Genomic DNA, 17167 nt, shown 5'->3' with positions numbered 1-17167 from the left:
CAGCGGTTTTCCACTGCCCCGACTACGCCCATCTGATTACGCTGGCCCGCAAGCCGGTGCAATCTTTGCGTATCGTCGCTAGATAAAGACGATGTCCGACCTGTTCCCCGATGCCCTGCCCTCTTCCGGCAGCACCGACGACACCCCGCGCGAGGATGCGCCGCTGGCCGACCGGCTGCGCCCGCGCACGCTGGACGATGTTGTCGGGCAGGAGCATCTGACCGGCCCCGAAGGCGCGATCGGGCGGATGGTCGCAGCGGGGCGCCTGTCCTCGATGATCCTGTGGGGGCCGCCCGGCACCGGCAAGACTAGCACCGCGCGCCTGCTCGCGGCCGCCGTGGGCATGCGCTTTGCCGCCGTTTCGGCCGTATTCTCGGGCGTCGCCGACCTCAAGAAGGCCTTTGCCGAGGCCGATGTTGCTGCGAAGGCCGGGCAGCGCACGCTACTGTTCGTTGACGAAATTCACCGCTTCAACCGCGCCCAGCAGGACGGTTTCCTGCCCTTCGTCGAGCGCGGGACGGTAACGCTGGTGGGCGCGACGACCGAGAACCCCAGCTTCGCGCTCAACGCCGCACTGCTCAGCCGCGCACAGGTACTGGTGCTCCACCGCCTGACGCCCGAGGCACTGGGCACCCTGCTCGACAAGGCCGAAGCGCTGGCAGGTCCGCTGCCGCTCGATCCCGAGGCGCGCGACGCGCTGATCTCGACGGCGGATGGCGACGGGCGTTTCCTGCTCAACCAGGCAGAGACGCTCTATGCCGCCGGGATCGAGGAACCGCTTACTCCCGCCGCGCTCGGCAAGTTCCTGCAACGCCGCATGGCGGTGTATGACAAGGACCGCGACGGGCACTACAACCTGATTTCCGCCTTCCACAAATCGGTGCGCGGGTCCGATCCGCAGGCCGCGCTCTATTACATGGCGCGCATGCTGGTGGCGGGCGAGGAGCCGCTCTACATCCTGCGCCGCCTTGCCGCGATCGCCAGCGAGGACATCGGCCTCGCCGACCCGCAGGCGATGGTGCAGGTGATGGCGGCCAAGCAGTCTTTCGAGTTCCTCGGCCTGCCCGAGGGCGAACTGCCGCTGGCGCAGGCGGTGGTCTATTGCGCCAGCGCCCCCAAGTCGAACGCGTCCTATCTCGCCAAGGCCGCGGCGATGGACCTTGCCCGGCAGACCGGATCGGTGCCGCCGCCAATGAACATCCTCAACGCGCCGACCAAGATGATGAAGGATCTGGGCTACGGCGCGGCCTATCACTACGATCACGACCAGCCCGACGCGTTTTCGGGCGACAACTACTGGCCCGACGATGTGCCCCCTCAGGACTTCTACCAGCCCAACGAGCGCGGGTTCGAGCGCGACCTGAAGAGGCGGCTGGACTACTGGGCCAAGCTGCGCTCCGAGCGGCGCGGCGGATAAGCGCCCGCACTCCGGCATGTCGCGGTTCTCGCACTTCATGGCGATCGACTGGTCAGGCGCGCTCGGCCCTCGCCAGAAAGGCATCGCCGTTGCGATCTGCGATGCTGCGGGGGGCGAGGCCTCTGCCCGTGCTCCCCGCCTGCTGACGCCTGCCGATCACCGGTACTGGTCGCGCGGGGCGTGCTCGACCTGCTGCTGCACCGGCTGCCGCGCGATACGCTGGTTGGGCTCGACCTCGGCATCTCGCTGCCCTTCGCCGATACCGCGGCGTTCTTTCCGGGCTGGGCGGAGAGCCCCGCCGATGCCCGCGCGCTCTGGGCGCTTGTGGAAGCGACCTGCGCGGGCGATCCCCACCTCTCAGTCTCCAGCTTCGTCGATCACCCGGTGCTGAGCGCCTATTTCCGGCGACACGGCGGGCGTGAGGGCGAACGTTTCCATCTTCCCGACGCTACGCATCGGCGCGGTCGCCTGCGCGTGACCGAAGCGGCGCAGGCCCTCGCCGGGTGCAAGCCTTACTCTAACTTCAACCTCGTAGGCGCCGCACAAGTCGGCAAATCGAGCCTTTCCGGGATGCGGATGCTGCATCGGCTGGGCGGCGCCCTGCCGGTCTGGCCCATCGACCCGCTGCCGCGCGAAGGCTCGGTGGTGACGGAAATCTATACGACGCTGGCCGCTGTGGCTGCCGGGCGCACCGCCTCGCGCGCCAAAGTGACCGACCGGACGATGCTCGACACCGCGCTGGAGACGCTCGGCTCGCAGGGCCTCGGCGGCACCGGCCCGATCGACGATCACAGCGCCGATGCGCTGATCACCGCCGCGTGGCTGCGCAAGGCCTCACAAGACGCAGGCCTTTGGCACCCCATCGGCATGACCGCCGACATCGCCCGGACCGAGGGCTGGACCTTCGGCGCCGCCTGACCCACATCAGTATAGAAACACCTTGCAGGAGAGCGCCTTGGAATTCGACTTCACGCAGATGGCGGGACCAGACCGCTACAAGCTGCTCGCCTCCAGCGTCACCCCCCGCCCGATCGCATGGATCACCACGCAGACGGCGGATGGCAGGCGCAACTGCGCGCCGTTCAGCTTCTTCAACGCGATGGGCGGCAATCCGCCGCTGCTGGTCGTGGGCATGATGCGCCGCCCCGATGGCACCCACAAGGACACGCCCGCCAACATCCTGGAGACCGGCGAGTTCGTCGTCCACCTCGTCAGCGAGGCGATGGCCGGGGCCATGAACCTCACCTGCATCGATGCACCGCCCGAATACGACGAGATCGACATGGCCGGCCTTGCCACAGCGCCTTCCAGCGTCGTCGCGCCGCCGCGTCTGATCGATGCGCCGGTGGCGATGGAGTGCCGTCTGTTCCAGACGGTCGAGGCGGGCACGGTGACAATTGCGCTGGGGGAAGTGCAGCGCTTCCATATCAAGGACCACCTGATCGATGCCGAGAAACTCTATGTCGATACGCTGGGCCTGAACCTTGTCGCCCGCATGCACGGCGGCGGCTGGTATTCGCGCCAGACCGACCTGTTCAGCATGGATCGCCCCAGTTTCGCCGATTGGCAGGCCCGGCACGAAGTTCCGCCATCGTGACGGGCTCGCGCCGATCCATTTTTACGCATTATCGCTCTGGCCCACAGGCGAAAGGCTTGATAAGGGCAGCGAACCAAGCGCCGGCTTAGCTCAGTTGGTAGAGCACCTGATTTGTAATCAGGGGCCACGGGTTCGAATCCTGTAGCCGGCACCATTTTCCTTCCTCGACCTTCCGTTCCCCCGGTATCCTGTCAGCGACCGCGGCTAGAGGTTCTTGCCCAGCATGCGCGCGACCTTGCGCCCGATCGGGAAGCGCAGCAGCGTCTGCGCGACGGCGTAGCGCACGGGATTGACATCGAACTGCTCACCCGGCTTGGCGCGCCAGTTGGTCTGGGTGGACTTGCCGAACTGCGTATCGTTCTTGGGGCGCTCGGCCGTATAGTAATACAGCGCGATCGACTTGCGGCTCTGCCCTTCGGGGCACGCCAGCGGTTCGGGATGGCCATGATAGGATTCGTCGGTGGTCGAGAACAGGGCGAGACGATTGAAGATCGGGCTGATCTCCGCGCCCTTCGTCTGGACCTTGGCATCCCACAGTTCCAGCGCGCCATTCCACTCCGGCTGCCAGTCCTTGTTGAGATAAAGCAGCAGGTTGACGCGGCGGTGCAGGTTCAGTCGCTTGTGCCAGTTGAAGTCGGTATGCAGCTTGAGAAAACCGCCCGTGCCGATCTCATGGGTGCCACCGCCGAACAGGAAGGGATCGGGGATAAGCCCCTTGATGCCCGTGACCTTCTCCAGAAACCGGATGAACGCCGGAGAATGCATGTCCTCGATCAGCGCGCGGGTCACCGGCCCCATGACATTCAGGTTGGACTGGCGCCGTTTGAGAAGCGTATTGTAGGTGCTGGCTTCCATTTCACCGGGATGCGTGACGAATTCGTCCAGAATCTGATCCAGGATTTCCGTCTCGAAGAAATTGTCGATATACATATTCGGGAAAGGCTGTGCCGACTTGTAAGCCTGCGCCAGTGCCTCGACATCATGACGACCAAGGTTGGTCAGGTCTACTCGTGCAACCATGCTAAACGCTCTCAAAAAGGATACGGAACACCGCAACGAATTCATTTTGCTTGCGGAACGATGTATAGACGCTCCTTGAACCTGCCGCCCGGTACAAGCATGCCGCCGATTTCTTCCGCAGCGCAGCATGTTTATGTAGAAACCCGCATTTTGTCACGCTGAATATAGAGCCTGTTTCATTGCGGTGACGACATCCGACAATCGGGAATTACAGTAGGTGAAGGCACAAGCTACGGAAATGCACCATCCGCCCGGTGCCCCTGCCCTGCCCCTCGGCGCGGGACACCGTGATCGAAGAGGCGGACGCTGAACTGCGGGTTTTTTCATGTATGCTCTCGAAGGAAAACCACGGAAAAACGCGTTTCCATGGCAGCGGGGCGATTTAGGCTTTACAGCAGTCACGTTACCGCCGCACACGCTCTGAACACCGTTTTCGTGCGACATACAGCCGATGGAAACGCTGCATAGGCATGTGAATGCGATGCAGCATAATCGGCCTGAGCCGCATGATCGACGTCCTGAAACACGGCACATCGGCCGACGCATGATCGGCAAAAGGCAAGGGAAGTCTTCATGAAACCGACCACTCTCACCCGCTTCCTGCTGGAAGAGCAGCGCCGCCCCGATTCCACCTGCCCGCCCGAACTGCGCCTGCTGATCGAGACTGTCGCGCGCGCCTGCAAGACGATCAACCATGCTATCGGCAAGGGTGCGCTCGGCGGCGTGCTGGGCAGCCTGGGCACCGAGAATGTGCAGGGCGAAGTCCAGAAGAAGCTGGACGTGCTGGCCAACGAACTGCTGGTCGAGGCCAATGAATGGGGCGGCCATCTGGGCGGCATGGCGTCCGAGGAAATGGACACCATCCACCCCATCCCCAACCGCTTCCCTCGCGGCGAATACCTGCTGGTCTACGATCCGATCGACGGGTCGAGCAATGTCGATGTGAACCTGTCGGTGGGCACGATCTTCTCGGTGCTGCGCGCGCCCGAAGAATGCGCCGGGCGCGAAGTGCGCGAGGAGGATTTCCTCCAGCCCGGCACCTCGCAGGTCGCCGCCGGCTATGCGATCTACGGACCGCAGACGCAGCTCGTGCTGACCATCGGCACCGGCGTCTACGAGTTCACGCTCGACCGTGAGCTTGGCGCCTGGATCATGACCGACGGGCCGATCAAGATCCCCTCGGGCAACTGCGAGATCGCCATCAACATGGCGCGCCGCCCGCAGTGGTCGCCCGCCGTCACCCGCTACATCGACGAGCGCCTGACCGACGGCACCGGGCCATGCGGTCGCGAGTTCAACATGCGCTGGACCGGCTCGATGGTGGCCGACGTCCACCGCATCCTGAAGCGCGGCGGCGTGTTCCTCTATCCCGCCGACCACCGCACGCCGGGCAAGGCGCGCCTGCGCCTGCTGTATGAAGCCAACCCGATGAGCTTCCTGATCGAACAGGCGGGCGGCACCTCGATCGACGGCACCACCCGCATCCTCGACGTGCAGCCCACCGGCCTGCACCAGCGCGTCGGCCTGATGCTGGGCGACAGCGAGCATGTGAAGGTGCTGGCCGAAGCCGAGGGCGCGCTCGCCGGGGCCTGACGCTTACCCGCGATCACCGCCAGACAGGAAAGGCGCGGGTTTCGGTCCGCGCCTTTCGTTTGTCTGCCGTCGGCGATCTGTGGATCAGAGCAAGCCGATCAGAACGTCTCGCCCACCAGTTCCTCGCTGCGCGCCCACAGCGCCTTCGCCTTCTCGGGATCGAGCGCATAGGCGCGCACGCCGTCCATGCTTTCGCCCTCGTGGACTTCGGCCACATGGCAATCCTCGCAGTAGTGACCGCCGACGTCATCCGCCGAAGCGACCACGCCTGCCCAGACCGAGGTCGCCGCGCCCTGGGGGATCGTTTTGAGCTGGAATTTCGGCAGACCTGCGGCGGCGTTGCGCTCGTCCAGCGAGGTCACCAGCGCCTCGACCTCGCCTTCGCCCAGATGCCGCGCCAGTTCGGTTTCGAGGATGCCGCCCGGATGCACCGCCGTTGCCCGGACGCCGCGCGGAGCATGGCGACGGTCGAACTCCAGCGCAAACAGCACGTTGGCGGTCTTCGAACGGCCATAGGCCTGCCACGGATCGTAAGGCGTCGTATCGTAGTTCGGATCGACCAGATCGACATCGCTGAAGCGGTGCCCTGCCGAGGACAGGTTCACCAGCCGCCCGCCCTCGCGGATCAACCCGGCAATGCGGTTGACGAACACGAAGTGCCCAAGATGGTTGGTGCCGAACTGCGTCTCGAAGCCATCGACCGTGCGCCCGAACGGCGCGGCCATGACGCCAGCATTGGCGATCACCAGATCGAACGGCGTCCCTGACGCCACCAGTGCGTCGGTTGCCGCGCGCACGCTGGCCAGCGAGGCGAGGTCCAGCTCGATCAGCGCGAAACTGCCGCCCGAGGCTTCGGCAGCGGCGCGCACGGCAGCGGTTGCCGCCTCGCCCTTGGCCAGATTGCGTACCGCGCCGACCACATCGGCGCCATGCGCGGCCAGCGCCCGGCAGGTCTCGACACCCAGACCTGCCGAGGCGCCCGTCACCAGTACGCGGCGCCCCTTGAGGTCCACGCCTGCCAGTACGTCATCGGTAGTGGAAGCTGCGCCGAACTGTGTGCTCATCGTCATATCCTTTCCATTGCGGCCACCTGCCTTGCCCGTTCTGGCTGGGGGCAGCCTTGCCCCGGATATGGACGATACCGGCGCAAGCCCGGTGCCCGATCGTCTCAAGCGCTTGCCCAATCCTCTCAAACGCCTTGCGCGTGCGGGTGCGAATGCCGATGTTCGGGCTCATGACCGATCTTGCCGACCTGCTCAGCCCCATGCGCGAACGCGTGCTGCGCCACACGCGCGACGGCGCCGACGAAACGCAGCTGGAGACCGCAGTTCCGCGCCTCTCCATCGCCGCCTCCCGCACGCCGGGCGAACAGATGCCGGGTGTCTACCAGCCGATGATCTGCCTCGTCCTGCAAGGCGCCAAGCAGGTGACGGTGGGCAGCCGCGTGCTGCGCTATGACAGCGCGAGTTGCTTCCTCGCCTCGATGGAAGTGCCCGCGATGGGCTGCATCATGGAGGCGACGCCGGAAGAGCCCTATGTCGTCACCGCACTGCGCATCGATTTCGAGATGCTCGGCTCGGTGCTGGCGCAGATGCCGCCGGAGCCTCCCACCACGCCGCTTGCCGGGTTCGGGGTCGCGCCGGTGACGCGCGAACTGCTCATCGCCTGGGACTCCCTACTCGCGCTGCTCGACCGGCCTGAGGACATCGGCGTGCTGGGCGCGGGGCGCGAGCGCGAGGTGCTCTATCGCCTGCTGTGCAGCGGCCACGGCCCCTTGCTGCGCCAGATCGGGCGCGAGGACAGCCGTCTCTCGCGTGTGCGCCGCGCCGTCGCCACCGTGCGCGACCGCTTCGACCAGACGCTGCGGATCGAGACACTGGCTGAGATCGCCGGAATGAGCGTGCCGACCTTCCATCGCCACTTCAAGGCGGCAACCGGCCTCAGCCCGCTGCAATACCAGAAGACCCTGCGGCTTCAGGCCGCGCGGCAATTGCTGTCGAACAGCCACGACGCGGCGCGCGCGGCCTTTGCGGTCGGCTACGAAAGCGCCTCGCAGTTCAGTCGGGAATATGCGCGCCAGTTCGGCGCCCCACCCTCACGCGATTTTGCGCGGGCCAGATAGGCGCAAGATAGGGCTATCGGAGCCGGATAGGGCAATTTACCCGTTGCGTTGCTGCGCGGGCCTCGCCAGAAGCGCCGCTTGAGCCTCGCTGCTGCGAACCGCTCGCACCAAGGAGGCCTTACCGATGCTCAACGCCACTCTGAACCTGCTCGCAATGGCGCTGGCGCTGGTGCTGCCGACATTCGCGCTCGTCTATGCGATGGTTCGCCTGCTGACATCGAAGTGGCGGTCTTTGGCAATCGTTCTGGGCACGCTGGCCGTGCCGGTGATCGCGGTGTCCTACCTGTTTGCCACCGTCGGCGGCGCGGCGGGCTATACCGGCGTCACCGGCCTTGCGGTGCTGTGCGCCTATGCCACGCTGGCCCTGCCCGCCAGCCTGCTGGTCTCGCTGCTGGCGATGCGCATCGCCAGCAAACCCTCGGCATAATAAGCGCGACGGCGCCGAAACCCTGCAGGGATTCCGGCGCCGCCTCCATCAGAACGAATACGTCAGCTTGGCGTGAACGGTGCGGCCGATCCCCGGCAGCACGTTGGCGTTCGCATCGGTATCGCTGTTGGCGATGAAGTAGAGCTTGTCGGTCAGGTTATCGACGTTGAGGTCCAGCCGGAACGGCCCCGCCACCGCATAGGCGCCGACCTTTACCAGCGCATAGGACGGCAGCACGATGGCATCGGGCAGGAAGCCCCCGGTTTTCCCTGCATACTGAACGCCCGCCGTCAGCCCCCAGTGACCTTTCGCATCATAGGTCGCGAACAGGCTGCCGGTGTATTTGGGCGTCGAGTGCAGATAATACCCGTTGGTCAGCCCGACATAGTTGGTAAGCGTATAGGTATAGCCGCCATAGCCCGCCGTGCAGCCCGCATTGGTCAGGCACGAAGGCATCGTGATGAAGGTGCCGGCGCCATCGGTCGGCATCTGCTTGGTCTTCTGGTAGGCGCCCGTCGCGGTCAGGCCGAAGCGCGGCGTGACCAGCCAGCGCAACTCGCCTTCCACACCGCGGCTGCGCAGTTCCGAGACGGTCGGATCGCCTGTCGCCGGGGTGGAGAGATAGCTGCGGCGCTGCTCGTAGACGTCGAGCGAGGCAAACAGCCGCCCACCGAACTGCGAGGTCTTGATCCCCGCCTCCTTCAGCTTCGAGCCGCCAAGGAACGAGTTGTCCTCCACCAGATCCGGGTTCACCGCGCCGCCCTGCGACAGGTTCAGCGAATAGGCCTTGGCATAAGTCGCATAGACCGTGAACCACGGCAGCGAGTAGCTGAGGCTGCCGTTGTAGGTGAACGGCGCCTTCGTGGCGTGATAGGGCGTGTAGACACCAGCGACTTCGGTGCCGGTGTTGATCGCGTGGACATCGTAGTTGTCGAAGCGCGCGCCCACCGTCAGGCCAAGGTGGCCCCATGTCGCATTGCTGACCATGAAGGCGGCGAAATCGTCGATCTTGCTGGTGATCGAGGTGGCCCATTGATAGCCCGGCGTCAGGAACGGATCGTTGAAGCGGTCGTCCGCCGTTGCCCCTGCCGAGATGTCGCGACGATCCTCGGAGATCACGAAATCGTCCAGGCTCCCCAGATCGTGCGAGTGCGAGTGGCGATAGCTGCCGCCGACGATGGTCTGGAGGTGGAACTGCCCGGCATCGACGTTGAACTTGTAGCTCATGCGCTGCTCGGCCACCCAGGCGTCGAACACGGTGGCAAAGCCGTAACTCTGGTAGTTGCGGCTGTTCAGGGTGTTGAAGAAGCTCTCGAACTTCAGAACGCTGTCATCGTCGAAGGTATAGTTCAACCCGGCATAGGCGGTGTGCGTATGTGCCTCGTTGATATCGTATTCGGGATCGAGCATCGTGTCGCGCGGCGAGAGCTTGACCGTCTTCACCGTCGCGGGATCAAGCTCGGTATAGTCGTTCGGCGTGTAGTTCACTCCGATCGACGGCGCATAGAAGCCGATCGTGCTGCCCCCGGTCTTGGCGTAGAACTGATCCTTGGTGATGAAATCGGCGCCCGGCGCAACGATCTGGGCAATCGGCTTGCCCGAGATATATTCCTGATTGTCGATCAGGTCCTGCGTTACACGGTTCCAGCCGATGTTCTTCAGATAGCCATCGGAATGCAGGTACTGGTAGGTGACGGAGAGCGAGAGCTTGCTGCCTAGGTCGGTCGAATAGGTCGCCTGCCCGATCTGCGACCTGGGGTGCATGCCCCGGTAGAAGCTGTGCGAATCCTCGATCTTTCCGTAGAGCGCCAGACCGCCGTCGTTGCCGCCCAGCTTGACCGGGATCGAGACGTTCGCGGTCGCCTCGCGCTGCTGGTAGCTGCCGTAAGTGGCGGTGACGTCACCGGTCAACTGCTCGACGTACTTGGTCTTGTCCCCCTGCGCGCTCTTGGGCACGAAGTTCAGGAAACCGCCGACCTGACCCGCGCCATAGATCGGCGAGGGCGGGCCGCGCACGATCTCGATGTTCGAGCTGGCATCCACCGGCGTCGGGAAGTTGGCGAAGTTGGTGATGCCCTGGAAGCCGTTGAAGTAGTTGTCGGCCACCGAACCGCGAATGGCGATGGCGCCCGGCACGCCGAAGTAGCTGCCGGTATAGGTACCCGCTGCCACGGCCGTGAAATCGTACACGGTCTTGATGTTGTAGCGCGAGAGCAGCTTGTCCGAGATCTCGGTGATCGAGCGCGGCGTATCGACCAACGGCGTATCGAGGCCGAACACCGTCGCGCTGTCCGTCTTGACGACGATCCCCGCGATATCGCGCGCACCAGTGACGACGATCGGCGCCGAAGGTGTCTTCCCGTCACCATCGGCATCGCCATCCGTCGCCGGAGCGGATGCCGTCGCGGGAGCATCCGCCGCGTGCGCGCTGGCGGACAGGAAAAGAGCCGCAAGGCCCAGGCTCGACAGGAAAGTCGTGGTCAGAAGTCGGTTTTGCATGTCCACCCCATGTTTTGCTGCGCCCTGATCCAGCGGCCTCCCCTTGGCATGTTTTCGTGCTTTCACGGGCGAGGCGTCATCGCGCCCTGCTCTCGCGTTTCGGGTTCTTTTCGGATGCGTGCCCGGCCTTGTAAAAAGGTGGTCAAATTTGCAGCAAGCATCTTGCCGCAATGCGCACGCTGTCTTGCGCATAAATCGCCATACTCCGGAACATTTGTAACTTTGATGCGCGCAGAGACCGCTACGCTTGCACTTCGCCCGCGATGCGCCTGCGCCGGGACTTGACTGAAACAACCGATCGCGAGGCGCTGTCCGCCGCTCATCCCCGCGCCTGACAACTATTTCGTCGCCTGCGATCAGAATGCCCCGCAAGCGCCCTGCATCGACCGATTTACGGCATCACGGAACGGTTCCTCGGGCTTTCCGACAATGCCGCGCAGGGCCTTGCACATTGCGTCAAAATTGCACGCACGTTGCGCTGCGTCGCCCCCACCGCCCCTCCGCCTGCGAACCTGCCCCATCCGCGCTGTCATGCTGGCGCCTTGCGCCCGCGCAATCACCCTCCCAGATACACGCCGCTGCAGCCGAGATTCCGCAAGGCCCGGCAAGACTGTGGAAGGACAAAGACTTGCGCCTGATGTCACGTCGCATCGCCCTGATGACGGTTACTCTGGTCGCCATGCGGGGGCCCCTTGCCGATGCACAGGCAGGTGCAGACGTCCCGCTGGCTGCTGTCGAAGCGGAACGCCTCGGCGCGCCCGAAGCGCATCAGGGCGTCGCCGCCAGCCGCGATTCGATCTACGCCGTCGCGAACAGCACCGTGGCGCGCTATGACAAGGTAACGCACAAGCGGCTGGCGATCTGGAACGGCGACCCCGCCCGCTTTCCGCATCTCAACAGCTGCGTGATCAATGGCCGCGATCTGGTCTGCGCCTTCTCCAACTATCCGGCAACGCCGATGCACAGCCAGGTGCTCTGGCTCGACGCCAGAACGCTTACGTATAAACGCATACACGATCTCGGCCACGGCCACGGATCGCTGACGTGGTTCCTGCCCCATGCGGGCAACTGGTGGGCCGCCTATGCCAACTACGACGGGCGCGGTGGCGAACCCGGCCGCGATCATACCGCGACGCTGCTCGTCCGCTACGACCGCCAGTTTCACGAGACCGGGCAATGGCATTTCCCGGCGGATGTGCTTGCCCGCATGGCCCCGAAGAGCGCCTCGGGCGGGGCATGGGGCAAGGACGGCCTACTCTACGTGACCGGGCACGACCGCCCCGAAATCTACGTGCTGCGCGTGCCGAAATCCGGCGACACGCTGGAGCACGTGACGACCATCGCCTCCGTCACCGACGGGCAGGCCATCGCCTGGGACCCTGCAGAGCATCGCATCCTGTGGTCGATCGAGCGCGGGACCGAACAGATGGTCGCCAGCCGGATACCTCCGGTGCCTGCCGCGCTGCTGTCACGCTCCCTCCTGTCACGCCCCCTCCTGTCACGCCCCCTCCTGTCACGATAGTTTCGCAATCGAGGGCCAGATACGCGGGCAGGAGACGCCCGCGCCTTGTCCATCTGTCCGCCTCATATCATCCGCTGGGTATCGCTTCACGTGATCCCGCAGGAACCGAAGGTCCGCGCGGCCCTGCGGCGCCTCGGCGTCAGCGAAAGCGACATCGACGACCTGATCCAGGACGCCTACTGCCGCCTCGCGACGCTGCGCTGCGTCGAGCATATCGACCGCCCCGGCGCCTACTTCATGCAGATCGTCAAGAACGCCTGGCGCGACAGCCTGCGCCGCGCGCGGGTGGTCCGTCTCGAAGATTTTACGGAAAGCGGCGCCTCGCTCGTCGAGGATCGGACGACAGGTGTCGAGGCCGCGGTCATCGCGCGCGAACAGCTTGGGCTGGTCGAGGCGCTGCTGGCCACGCTGCCCGAACGGTGCCGGACGATCTTCACCTGGAAACGGGTGGAGGGCCTGTCGCAGAAGGATATCGCCAGACGGCTTGGCGTGAGTGAAAATGTCGTCGAGAACGATGTTCAGAAGGCCCTTCGCGCGATACAGCGCACGCTGAGGGCCTGCGAAACCGACGATGGCCGAGCGAACGCGCGCGAAGACTGGCAGGAAGACTGGAAGATTGACGACCGGAAGCGGAAAATCGGTTGAGGTACTGGAAGCCGAGGCGACAGCCTGGGCCGTAAAACTCGACGCCGCGCCGGATGAAACGCCGCCGGGTCTGCAGGAATGGTGCGCCAGCGATGCCCGCCACGCCGGGGCGCTGCTGCGCGCGCAGGCCACGCTTGCCCTGTTCGAACCGGTAGCCGAACCGGAACATATCCAAGAGCCCGCGGAAGAACCGATGGACGTGCCCGCGCGCTTTTCTCTGCGCAAGCGGCTGGCGCTGGCGGGCGGTACGCTCGCCGCACTTGCGGCCTGTGCCGTCGCGGTGGTCACGCTTCACGTGCCGGACGAAAAATACGAAACCCAGATCGGCGAGTTGCGCTCGGTCGCGCTGAGCGATGGCTCCTCCGTATCGATCGATGCCAAGAGCCGGATCGACGTGGCCTTCGATGCCGGGCATCGCGACGTGCACCTGCTGGCGGGCAAGGCGCTGTTCCATGCCACGCACAACGCCGCGCGGCCTTTCCGGGTGATCGTCGGGAACGTGACCGTCACCGACCTTGGCACCGTGTTCGAGGTGAGCGACGATGCAAGCGACGGCATGGTCGATGTGCTCGTCACCCAAGGTTCGGTCCGGGTGGATTCACCGATGGGGCAGTTGACGCTCGTCACCGGCCAGCGGGCGCGCTTTGCCAAAGTCGCGGGCCATGGCCCGGCCCCCAGACCCGTGCCGGTTGCCTCCGCCGAAATCGACCGGATGCTGGCCTGGCGCGACGGTCGCCTCGAACTCGACGGCGAGACGCTGGACAGTGCCGTTGCCGACATCAATCGCCACAGCCGCTTGCAGGTTCATGTCGCCAGCCCGGCGCTCGGCCGCCAGAGCCTTTACGGCTCGTTCCGCATGGACGATGCCGAAGGCTTCGCCAGCGCTGCCGCGATGAGCCTTGGCGCACAGGCGCACAAGGGACCCGACGGGATCGTCATCGCGCCCTGAGGCAGCGCGAACAAACTCAACGTCTGTTGAATGGCGGAAGTGAGCAGGTAGTTGCCATTCGAACGAAGAATGCTTTTCGTGGAAACGATGGAGCGCAGGGCCAAATTTAGACCTTTAACGACTCTTTTAGCTTCAATTGCTTTAGTCTAATCCATGAAAAAAAATGGACTATCCAAACGTTGGTGCTTGTTTGCAATCATCATGTCGATGCTCGTAATTCCATTTGAAACGACAAAGATTTTGGATAATCTGTCCCTTTACGATAGAACTCGGTACATAATAGATAGTACCGCCGTCATTGGCCTGGTCAGCTACGCGTTCCGCATCGCATTAGACCCACAGGCAATATGGCGCGTATTTTCACCCGTATTTGTCGTCTTTTCAGGAATACTATTCGTTCAAGGTCTAATCCGCATCAGCACAGCTCAGCAATCAACCATCGTTAGTATATCGGCAGCGCTGTTTGCCTCACTTTTGGCAGGCCCTATAGTGTGGTTAATCTCGCTTGCCTTACTCAGGCAAGGAGGTTGGTTGAGACAAGACAGTTCCGCCACAGGCCATGAGCAGGTTTTCAGCTGAAGTCAGCAACTGGGCGTTTGCAGGCGATCAGAATTTGTCCGCGCGGCCTTAGGATCAAGCCCCCACATGAACCCGCAAAAAATTTCGCAGCCGCAATAAGGAAACGCCCGCCCCCCGCGTCGAGGAAGCGAAACTGCAAACTCGATCAGTTCCGGGGGATTTCATGCAAGCTCTGTTTCGTCGGCTCGCCATCGGCTCGGCCATGTCCGTCATCGCGATGGCGACACCCGCCCTAGCCCATGCGGCGACGTTCAACGTACCTTCGCAGGATGTAGCCAGCGCCGTACGCGTGTTCGCACGACAGGCGAACGTGCAGATCATGGTCTCAGGCCAGGCCGCACAGGGGCGCCGCACGCAGGCGATCTCGGGCGCGATGAACGTCGATCAGGCGCTGCGCCGGATGCTGGCGAACACCGGCCTGTCCGCCCGCCTGACAGGGGCAGGCACCTATGTCGTCGTTGCCGACAGCAAGAGCACGGACGCGCGCCCTGCGCATGTATCCAGTGCCGATGCGTCTGCTGAAGAGGATGCCTCCACGCCCGCAGCTCCTGCCGAAATCGTTGTTCTCGGCAGCGGCCAGGCGCGTTCGGTCTCGACCCTGCTGCCGTCCAACCTCGCCATCCTGCCGCCGGGCAGCAGCCTCCAGAAGTCGCTGAACTTCCTGCCGGGCGTGATGGCGCAGTCAATCGACGCGCTGGGCCTCAACGAACAGTCGATGAGCCTGCAGGTGCGCGGCTTCAGTACCACGCACCTTGGCTATACGCTGGACGGGATGCCGCTGGGCGACGGGTCGTACAACAATTACAACGGCCTCAGCATCAGCCGCGCGCTGATTTCCGAGAACCTCGGCAGTGCCGACCTTGCCACCGGTATCGCAGGGCTTGGTATCGCCTCGACCAGCAATCTTGGCGGCGCGATCACCTATGTCAGCAGCGATCCGAAAAAGGATCTGGGGCTGGACTTCAGCCAGACCGTGGGCAGCGAGAAGGCCGCGCGCACCTATATCCGCTTCGACACCGGCGAACACGGCGGCTTTTCGGCCTATATCTCGGGCCAGTATGCCCGCCAGAACCTGTTCGTCGATCAGGCCGACTGGAGCACTTCGACCGAGAAGCAGCTGAACGCCAAGGCGAAGTACGAGTTCGACGGCGGCTCGATCACGGCGTTCGGCGACATTTCGCGCACCAATCAGGCCGACGATCCCTATCTCTCGAAGGACATGATCTCGCGCCTCGGCTGGGACTGGGGCGGCTATGCGCCGGACTGGAATTCCTACCTCGGCGTTGCTGCCTGTACGGTAAAGACCACGCCGACCGCCTGCGTCGCCGCGCCCTCGCCGCAGAAGAACTCGGACGTTACCTATACCAATGGCCAGATCCTGCGTAACGACGAGCTGTTCTACGTCTCGGGCGACTATGCCTTCACCAAGGCGCTTTCGGCGCACCTCCAGGTCTATCACCACGAGGACAAGGGCGACGGCAATAACTGGATAGCCGGACTTTCGACACAGGGCACCACCACCACGGCGGACGACGTGCCGGTGCAGATCCGCGACACGCGCTATACCATCAACCGCTCGGGCGTGCTGGGCCACGTCGACTGGGACGTGGCCTTCAACCACTTCGAGGCCGGGTTCTGGATGGAGAACAACAAGAGCAGCGCCGCGCGCTACATCTGGGCCAACGTCACCGGCCCGTTCGACATCGGCCAGTTCCTCGACGGCACGCCCACCTCGGCACAGTGGGTACAGGGCACGACGTGGCGTACCCGCCAGTTCTATGCGCAGGATACCGTCTCGCTTTTCGACGATGCGCTGAACATCGATTTCGGGTTCAAGAGCAGCTATTCGCGCTCCTCCGCGCATGCAGAGGACGGCATTGCCGCCACCCCGCCGCCTGCCTCGACCCAGTTCGCCAGCGGCACGCTGATCGCCAAGGACAACTTCCTGCCGCAGGTCGGCGTCCACTGGAAGGTGGCGCAGGGGCATGAGCTCTACGCCAGCTATTCCGAGAACATGGCAATGTATCAGGGTGGCTTCAAACTCGGCCCGCAGTCGGTGACGCAAAGCGTGTGGGATGCGCAGGGCAGCACGCTGAAGCCCGAAACCTCCAAGAGCGTCGAGGGCGGCTATCGCTATGTCAGCCGTTCGCTGCAGGTCTCGCTGGCGGGCTACTGGGTGAAGTTCGACAACCGCCTGCTCCAGTACAACCCCTGCCCCACCAACCAGCAGCAGAATCCGGGCTGCGGCAACTCGTTCCACAACGCCGGCAGCGTCACCAGCCGCGGCGTGGAGCTGGGCGTGCTGTGGAAGCCGCGCAGCTGGGTGAGCTGGTACAACTCGGCTTCGCTGAACAAGACGACTTACGATCAGGATCTCAACTGGTGCACCACCACCTGCACGATCTATGACACCAAGGGCAAGCAGCAGGTCGATACGCCCAAGACGATGATTTCCAGCGTGCTGACGCTGCAGGGCGGCGGCTTTTCGGCCTCGTTGCAGGGCAAGTACACCGGGCGCCGGTACTACACCTATACCAACGACCAGAGCTTCGGCGGCTACACCACGCTGGACATGGGGGTCAGCTACGACTTCGGCGACGTGGGCGTGGTCAAGCACGCCAAGCTGGGCTTCAACGTCACCAACCTGACCGACAAGCGCTATGTCGCCAACTTCGACAACAGCGTGTTCGCGCCCAGCGATGCCACCGGCACCGTGCTCGTCGCGCACTCGTCGGCCCCGCGCCAGTTCTTCGGCACCTTCAGCGCCGGGTTCTGATGTCTTCACACTGACCGATCG

13 protein-coding genes, 1 tRNA gene and 1 pseudogene are annotated in these 17167 nt (G+C 64.1%); 12 read left to right on the top strand and 3 right to left on the bottom strand.

Features of this window, described 5'->3' with window-relative positions:
* Nucleotides 1-91 precede the first annotated feature (91 nt).
* From CI805_RS07110 to CI805_RS07095, 4 genes and pseudogenes are all read left to right on the top strand, one after another.
* On the top strand, nt 92-1417 hold the full coding sequence (locus tag CI805_RS07110) for a replication-associated recombination protein A (protein WP_260927539.1): 1326 nt from the start codon (nt 92-94) through the stop codon (nt 1415-1417).
* Nucleotides 1418-1433: 16 nt separating this feature from the next.
* Nucleotides 1434-2335: pseudogene (locus CI805_RS07105) on the top strand (hypothetical protein).
* A gap of 37 nt (nt 2336-2372) precedes the next feature.
* Nucleotides 2373-3014 carry a flavin reductase family protein gene (locus CI805_RS07100; protein WP_260927537.1) on the top strand — a complete coding sequence of 214 codons (642 nt, stop codon included), beginning with the start codon at nt 2373-2375 and terminating at the stop codon, nt 3012-3014.
* A gap of 79 nt (nt 3015-3093) precedes the next feature.
* Nucleotides 3094-3168: transfer RNA gene (locus CI805_RS07095), tRNA-Thr, on the top strand.
* 50 nt (nt 3169-3218) lie between these two features.
* Here the strand turns inward: CI805_RS07095 and CI805_RS07090 are convergent.
* On the bottom strand, nt 3219-4034 hold the full coding sequence (locus CI805_RS07090) for a 2OG-Fe(II) oxygenase (RefSeq protein WP_260927535.1): 816 nt from the start codon (nt 4032-4034) through the stop codon (nt 3219-3221).
* A gap of 573 nt (nt 4035-4607) precedes the next feature.
* Here CI805_RS07090 and CI805_RS07085 point away from each other — a divergent pair.
* On the top strand, nt 4608-5627 hold the full coding sequence (locus CI805_RS07085; RefSeq protein ID WP_260927533.1) for a class 1 fructose-bisphosphatase: 1020 nt from the start codon (nt 4608-4610) through the stop codon (nt 5625-5627).
* Nucleotides 5628-5725: 98 nt separating this feature from the next.
* Here CI805_RS07085 and CI805_RS07080 read toward each other — a convergent pair whose 3' ends face one another.
* Nucleotides 5726-6691: an SDR family NAD(P)-dependent oxidoreductase gene (locus CI805_RS07080; protein WP_260927531.1), complete on the bottom strand. Its 966-nt coding sequence runs from the start codon at nt 6689-6691 to the stop codon at nt 5726-5728.
* 170 nt (nt 6692-6861) lie between these two features.
* Here CI805_RS07080 and CI805_RS07075 point away from each other — a divergent pair, with 170 nt between their 5' ends.
* The gene (locus CI805_RS07075; RefSeq protein WP_260927529.1) at nt 6862-7749 is read left to right on the top strand and encodes an AraC family transcriptional regulator; all 888 of its coding nucleotides are present in this window, start codon (nt 6862-6864) and stop codon (nt 7747-7749) included.
* 124 nt (nt 7750-7873) lie between these two features.
* Nucleotides 7874-8176 carry a hypothetical protein gene (locus CI805_RS07070; protein WP_260927527.1) on the top strand — a complete coding sequence of 101 codons (303 nt, stop codon included), beginning with the start codon at nt 7874-7876 and terminating at the stop codon, nt 8174-8176.
* Between the two features lie 48 nt (nt 8177-8224).
* Here the strand turns inward: CI805_RS07070 and CI805_RS07065 are convergent, their stop codons facing one another.
* Nucleotides 8225-10675 carry a TonB-dependent siderophore receptor gene (locus CI805_RS07065; protein WP_260927526.1) on the bottom strand — a complete coding sequence of 817 codons (2451 nt, stop codon included), beginning with the start codon at nt 10673-10675 and terminating at the stop codon, nt 8225-8227.
* 637 nt (nt 10676-11312) lie between these two features.
* Here CI805_RS07065 and CI805_RS07060 point away from each other — a divergent pair.
* The 5 genes from CI805_RS07060 to CI805_RS07040 all read left to right on the top strand — a co-directional run bounded on the left by CI805_RS07060 (nt 11313) and on the right by CI805_RS07040 (nt 17146).
* Entirely contained in the window at nt 11313-12197 is an 885-nt protein-coding gene (locus CI805_RS07060) for a hypothetical protein (RefSeq protein ID WP_260927524.1), read from the top strand.
* Nucleotides 12198-12242: 45 nt separating this feature from the next.
* Nucleotides 12243-12842 (top strand): RNA polymerase sigma factor, encoded by a 600-nt coding sequence (locus CI805_RS07055; protein ID WP_260927522.1) that lies wholly within the window; start codon nt 12243-12245, stop codon nt 12840-12842.
* Entirely contained in the window at nt 12814-13791 is a 978-nt protein-coding gene (locus CI805_RS07050) for a FecR family protein (protein ID WP_260927520.1), read from the top strand. The genes CI805_RS07055 and CI805_RS07050 overlap by 29 nt, the downstream gene beginning before the upstream one ends.
* Before the next feature lie 153 nt (nt 13792-13944).
* Nucleotides 13945-14370 carry a hypothetical protein gene (locus CI805_RS07045; protein WP_260927519.1) on the top strand — a complete coding sequence of 142 codons (426 nt, stop codon included), beginning with the start codon at nt 13945-13947 and terminating at the stop codon, nt 14368-14370.
* A 163-nt stretch (nt 14371-14533) separates the two neighbouring features.
* The gene (locus CI805_RS07040; RefSeq protein WP_260927517.1) at nt 14534-17146 is read left to right on the top strand and encodes a TonB-dependent receptor domain-containing protein; all 2613 of its coding nucleotides are present in this window, start codon (nt 14534-14536) and stop codon (nt 17144-17146) included.
* The last annotated feature ends 21 nt before the right edge of the window (nt 17147-17167 follow it).

This window comes from Novosphingobium sp. 9, from assembly GCF_025340265.1.
Classification (GTDB): domain Bacteria; phylum Pseudomonadota; class Alphaproteobacteria; order Sphingomonadales; family Sphingomonadaceae; genus Novosphingobium.
This window is presented reverse-complemented; position numbering and strand designations above follow the sequence as displayed.